The organism is Okeania sp. SIO2F4 (genome assembly GCF_010672385.1).
Classification (GTDB): domain Bacteria; phylum Cyanobacteriota; class Cyanobacteriia; order Cyanobacteriales; family Microcoleaceae; genus Trichodesmium.
Genome location: NZ_JAAHGT010000716.1, coordinates 1 through 5072, shown reverse-complemented (window position 1 = coordinate 5072; position 5072 = coordinate 1). Strand labels below are relative to the sequence as shown.

The window sequence follows — 5072 nt, the reverse complement described above, 5'->3', positions numbered from 1 at the left end:
CGTCTTACGGCTGATTGTTTGGCCTTAAGCTTAGAGATTTTTCTATTCGCTTTTTTCCATCTACTTGATGCTTTTTGCTTACCTTTAATTGGTCGTTGCTTTCTTTTGAGTTGACGTGAAGCTTGCTTAATTTTTGGGGCCAACTCCCTGTCAAACCTAGGATTACTAATTTCGTCAAAACCATAGCCATCATAACAAGTCAAAGCTGTTTGAGTACCAAGGTCAAAAGCCACCATTGACTCATAATCTAAGGGAGACTTACTACCAAATAATGGTAATGGTTCCGAGGTCTTGATACTAAATGAAACATACCACTCATCTTTATGAGGACGATAAACAATCGTACAAGTAGTAGGTTTTCCCCAATACTTAAACCTACCCCGCATTCTGATTCTCATTCCTAAGTCATTTAGAGTTACCCAACCACAGTTAACAGCATATTTTTGGCACTTTTCAATTTGCACCTTAAAACCTTGACGACCATCTGGGTAAGTCCAGCCGGAGTAATTTCCGATCGATTTGAATTTAGGGCGTTTCCTAATTCCTTTGAAAAAAGCGTTATAAGCATTATCAACACGCTTGACTGTTGCCTGTAGCGCAGTCAGATTGAGTTGCTGGTAATCTGGCCACTGCTGCCTAAAACCAGGCAATGCGTTTTGTTGAGTAAAGTAATCTACACTTCTTCGCGTTTTTCCTCCACATCATACGTCTATGAGTGACACAAGCGTTATATAAGAGCTGGTGCAGTTTTCTGGCTAAAAATAGTTTCTCTCTCTGTACCTTTGTCGGATACAGTCGAAAGGTCAATCTTTTATTGGCCATATAGCTATCTCCTCTAGATAACGTTTGAGTCGATATAATTATCTTAACACCAAAAATAAAAATGAGTAGAAATTATGGAAAAAGAATTAAACCGTGGTTCTCATGTAGTCTATGACATTCACCTGCATATATGTTTCGTGACTAAATATAGAAAAAAAGTATTGACTACAAACATGATTAAAGATATGAGGGAAATCATAGAAAAAGTTTTAACTGCTAAACGCTGTTCCTTAGAGGAGTTTGAAGGTGAGCCAGACCATGTACACATATTGATTCAGCTACATCCAGACAATAATATTTCCCAGTTAATATCATCTCTAAAGTCTGCTACCAGCAGAATTATTAGACGAAAATATGCTCAAGAAATCAAAGGTTTCTATTGGGGCAAGGCTAAACTTTGGCACGACTCAAAATGTATCGTTTCCTGTGGAGGCGCACCTTTGGAAATAATCAAAGATTACATAAAAAACCAGTCTGGAGGCAGGCAAAACCAAGAAGGCAGCGGTTAAACATTTATTTATGTAAGGGGATGATTTCTGCCCCACCCTGTGGAGGAATGGGGAAACCATCATCCCCTTACCAACCCCTTTATGGTTGTTGGTTCTTTCCCTGATTCCAGTTAAGTCTTCGATAGCAACAGAAGAATTTGTAGCAATTGCCTCACGGATGATTGAACTTGAAATGTTGTGGTTCAACCACTAAGTACAGGTGAAGTCTTCAAGAGTGTTAAACCTTACTCTCAAGCGCAAAACAGACTAGCTAAGTTACAACGACAACTGAGTAGGAAAGTTAAGCATTCAAGCAATTGGTAAAAAGCTGTAGTCAAGCTAGCCAAACAACATAGACGAGTAGCTAATATCCTTCATTAATGGATAATGGATAATGGCGAACTTGATAATTACAAGAAGGTTTTAACCGCTCGGGAATTGAATATAAGGAATATTGTCTTTGTTTTCCCCTATCCAAGGGGAGGCTTCAAGGGGCGAATTATTTAATTATTAATTATTAATTATTAATTTTTCGGTAAAGATGCACTTCATAAATTGACAACATACGTAAACCTTGAACCACGGCAATGTTGTGATTGAAGATTTGAATGTAAGTGGAATGTTTCGCTGCGCGACATGAAAAGCTAACCATAAGCTAGCTAAATCAATTAGTAGACAGTGGTTTTACGAGTTTAGAAGACAGCTTGAATACAAGTTTCAATGGTACGGCTCAGAATTAGTAGTAGTAGACAGATTTTTTCCATCTTCGCTCGACTTGCTCTAGTTGTGGTCATGTACAGGATATGACGAGTGAACATCAAAACTTATGACTGCCCAGAATGCGGTCTATCAATTGACCGAGACTTGAATGCCTCAATTAATTTGAGAAATGCGGTCAGCTTGACCATCAACATCTGTGGATGAGTAACCCCAAATCTTTCTAATACCAAATTCAAAAAGTGGCATTGCTAAATTAAGGTATGAAAGTAAGTTTATAGGTAATAGGGAACAGGGAATAGGTATGGAGGGAACAGTTAATATTAACAAGCACTTCAAACTCCAAAATTATCAAATCATACCTAGACTCAGCAACGCCCAAAAAGTAAGGCTACTCACCTTACCTCCTGACTCGTGACTCCTGGCTATATATCTCTCTTCAATACAAAAAAGAAAGGTTGTGGTACACCTTTAAAATCCATTAAACCCAATACTGTATTATCATCTATTTTTCTAAAGATGTCGTTAATTGGCAAATTATCATAAATCATCGTCGCACTAACTTTTTGACGATACTCCATCATACGCATCCTTGCCTGACTTTTCTCAGTTTTTAACATCAAGTTCATCAGGGTAAAAATAGGTTTCATGGCCTGACTTTTAAGAATTGGCAAACGAAGTCCCAAATTCATTGCAGTTGGATTTGGATCAACCTTAAATATATTATTATTCCCATCTGAAAACAACAAAGGATGAACTTGGTCAACATCAACAAATTCTTTTCCGTACCAACCACTAGCTTCTAATAAGCCATCCATCGGGTGATTTGTAGGAAATTCAGATCCTTGCCACCTACCTATCATAAACTCTAAGTTCACTGACTCTAACTCATCAAAAAATTTTAAAGCTTCCTCCGTAGTAGCTCCTCCATTTTCTAGAGTTGTATTTAACTTTTCTAAACTGTTCATCTTAGCTTTTTGGTGACTTACTATAGAACATAGTATATTTGTATTTAGACTGATAGATTAATTTTCTTTAGAATTAAAGATTATCTTGATTGGTCAGCAGAAAATTATTTATTTGTGTGGGGCGAATTTTATGCACCGAATATTAAAAATAAAACAAATCCTCACTGGCACTTTAACAACGATGGCCAGTATTACCCTCATTTCAATTGGGAATATACAGAGTTCCTCGGCAGCAGAATCTTATACTCAATCTTTGCAAGAACTCTATGAGACGCGGGATAGCATAGTTAATAAATTAGAATCTCTGCCTACTCCTAGAAAAAGATTATTCTTTTCTGAGGAAAATCAAGCAACATTAGAAAAACAACAAAACCTAGTTCAAAAATTACAAGAAATTGAAGTTCAAATATTAATTGAACAGCGAGCTAATGATAATTGGAGACAAGCATTAACTCTAGGTGCCCAAGCTGCTGAGGTGGGAGTATCTGCAAATCCAACTGTCAAAACTAGAGAAACAGAAAAACATCTCTGGCAACAAGCTATTTATAACTTACAGGAAATTCCTGCCGACTCATTTATTGGAGAAAAAACTAATAAAAAACTCAAAGAATATAAGCGCAGTCTCAATGATTCTTCCGCTCAATTAAACCTAACTAAATCTAATTTTTTAGATAAAATTCGTAAAGAAAGTGGTCTATCAAGCAGAGCTACAATTACTATCTGTAATTTACGCAGAGAATGTTTAAACTTAAATGGTAATAAAACTCCAGCAAGTGCCGCAAGTTTAATCAAAGTTCCTATTGCTGTGGCGTTGATGCAAAAAGTATCTCAAGAAAATATTAGTTTAGATACTCCTGTTTATGTGAGTCGAGGTAATTTTACTGAGGATGCTTCAGAAATTAGGGCAAGAAAACGTTATCCCCTCAAAACTTTGGTCGGACAAATGATTGACCATAGTAGTAATATTGCCACAAATCAACTAATCGATTATTTAGGGCAACCTTATATTAATAAAGTTCTCAAGGATGATGGCTACAAAGTTATTCAGGTCAACTACAAATTAATGGGTAACCGCATTAGACCTAAAAATCCTGGTAAAGGTCGTAATCGTTTGACTAGCAATGAACTGACAGATATGATGGTCTCAATATATAACAATGAGTATCCAAATTCTGATGTATTGATAGAAGCATTAGCTCGTCAGAAGGATAGGTTATTGGGATATGCTGGTTTAGAAAAATTGCCAGAAGCTCAATGGTTGGGTGAAAAGACTGGAGAAAATTCTCGTGCTCTGGGTACTACTTTGGGGTTGAGTATTGATGGTGAAGTCTATGTAATGACTGTAATTGATAGTCGTGGTGGACGAGACCTTCAAATTCGTAATTGTATTAATAAGTTGGCAAAATATCTGATTGATAATGATGGTCTGCTGTAGCAGCAAATCTATGGTCAAATTCAGAGTCAAACAAATCCTACTTAACCTGAAAAGCTTTATATCTAAGCTTTTCAGGTTTTAATAAATGCTTTTTTAGTATTTGTATAAACTAAGCTTATAGCTTATTGTTAAATACATTTGGAATTTAAACTTAATTTTCCAAAAAAAGTTGAAATGAGCTATTTAGGGGTAAAAATGGGGGTAAAAAGGGTGCGATTGCGCTTTTGTTGGCCATTTCTTAAAAGTATTGATATGTAAGAGATACATTAGTATTGCTTGTCAAGAAATTTTAGTGTATTTTGGAGATAAGTGATTCGCTATGCGCAGGTGCTTATTAAAATGAAATAAAAAATTAGTGAGTAGGAATGCGATCGCCTCAGCGAAACGTAGTTTTATCGCGTTTTGTGATACAAATTTGTAATACAAAGTGGTGGTTTAATCCGTAAAACATTACGATGTAAACCACCTTTACCAATGAGTAATCCTAAATCTTTAGACAGTTCATGAATTTGAGATGCAAGCTCAGAATTTAGTTCTTTTGTTTCCCGATTTTTAACTAAGTCAATACCAACCATTAATCCACAACCACGAACATCACCAATACATTCATATTTTACAGGAAAAATATGAATACTTTTGAGA

The 5072-nt window shown here is 36.0% G+C and carries 6 protein-coding genes and 1 pseudogene; 4 read left to right on the top strand and 3 right to left on the bottom strand.

The window, feature by feature from the left end:
- On the bottom strand, positions 1-650 hold a 650-nt coding region (locus F6K22_RS31170; protein WP_293107186.1), incomplete at its 3' end, for an RNA-guided endonuclease InsQ/TnpB family protein.
- Between the two features lie 246 nt (positions 651-896).
- On the opposite strand from F6K22_RS31170, the gene tnpA reads away from it, so the two are divergent.
- The 3 genes and pseudogenes from tnpA to F6K22_RS31155 all read left to right on the top strand — a co-directional run.
- Positions 897-1331: an IS200/IS605 family transposase gene (tnpA, locus tag F6K22_RS31165; RefSeq protein ID WP_293107183.1), complete on the top strand. Its 435-nt coding sequence runs from the start codon at positions 897-899 to the stop codon at positions 1329-1331.
- Positions 1332-1977: 646 nt separating this feature from the next.
- A complete protein-coding gene (locus tag F6K22_RS43675; protein ID WP_483244177.1) occupies positions 1978-2094 on the top strand; it encodes a zinc ribbon domain-containing protein in 117 nt (38 codons plus the stop codon).
- A 26-nt stretch (positions 2095-2120) separates the two neighbouring features.
- A pseudogene (locus F6K22_RS31155) lies at positions 2121-2165 on the top strand (hypothetical protein); the annotation flags it as partial.
- A 287-nt stretch (positions 2166-2452) separates the two neighbouring features.
- Here the strand turns inward: F6K22_RS31155 and F6K22_RS31150 are convergent.
- The gene (locus tag F6K22_RS31150) at positions 2453-2995 is read right to left on the bottom strand and encodes a DUF4334 domain-containing protein (RefSeq protein ID WP_293107180.1); all 543 of its coding nucleotides are present in this window, start codon (positions 2993-2995) and stop codon (positions 2453-2455) included.
- A 130-nt stretch (positions 2996-3125) separates the two neighbouring features.
- On the opposite strand from F6K22_RS31150, the gene F6K22_RS31145 reads away from it, so the two are divergent.
- Positions 3126-4430 (top strand): serine hydrolase, encoded by a 1305-nt coding sequence (locus F6K22_RS31145; RefSeq protein WP_293107178.1) that lies wholly within the window; start codon positions 3126-3128, stop codon positions 4428-4430.
- Positions 4431-4822: 392 nt separating this feature from the next.
- Here the strand turns inward: F6K22_RS31145 and F6K22_RS31140 are convergent.
- The coding region (locus tag F6K22_RS31140) for an aminotransferase class III-fold pyridoxal phosphate-dependent enzyme (RefSeq protein WP_293107175.1) at positions 4823-5072 on the bottom strand (250 nt) is incomplete at its 5' end.

Coding starts and splice junctions, on each gene's coding strand:
- F6K22_RS31150 (WP_293107180.1), bottom strand. CDS start 2,995: ATGAACAGTTTAGAAAAGTTAAATACAACTCTAGAAAATGGAGGAGCT.
- tnpA (WP_293107183.1), top strand. CDS start 897: ATGGAAAAAGAATTAAACCGTGGTTCTCATGTAGTCTATGACATTCAC.
- F6K22_RS31145 (WP_293107178.1), top strand. CDS start 3,126: ATGCACCGAATATTAAAAATAAAACAAATCCTCACTGGCACTTTAACA.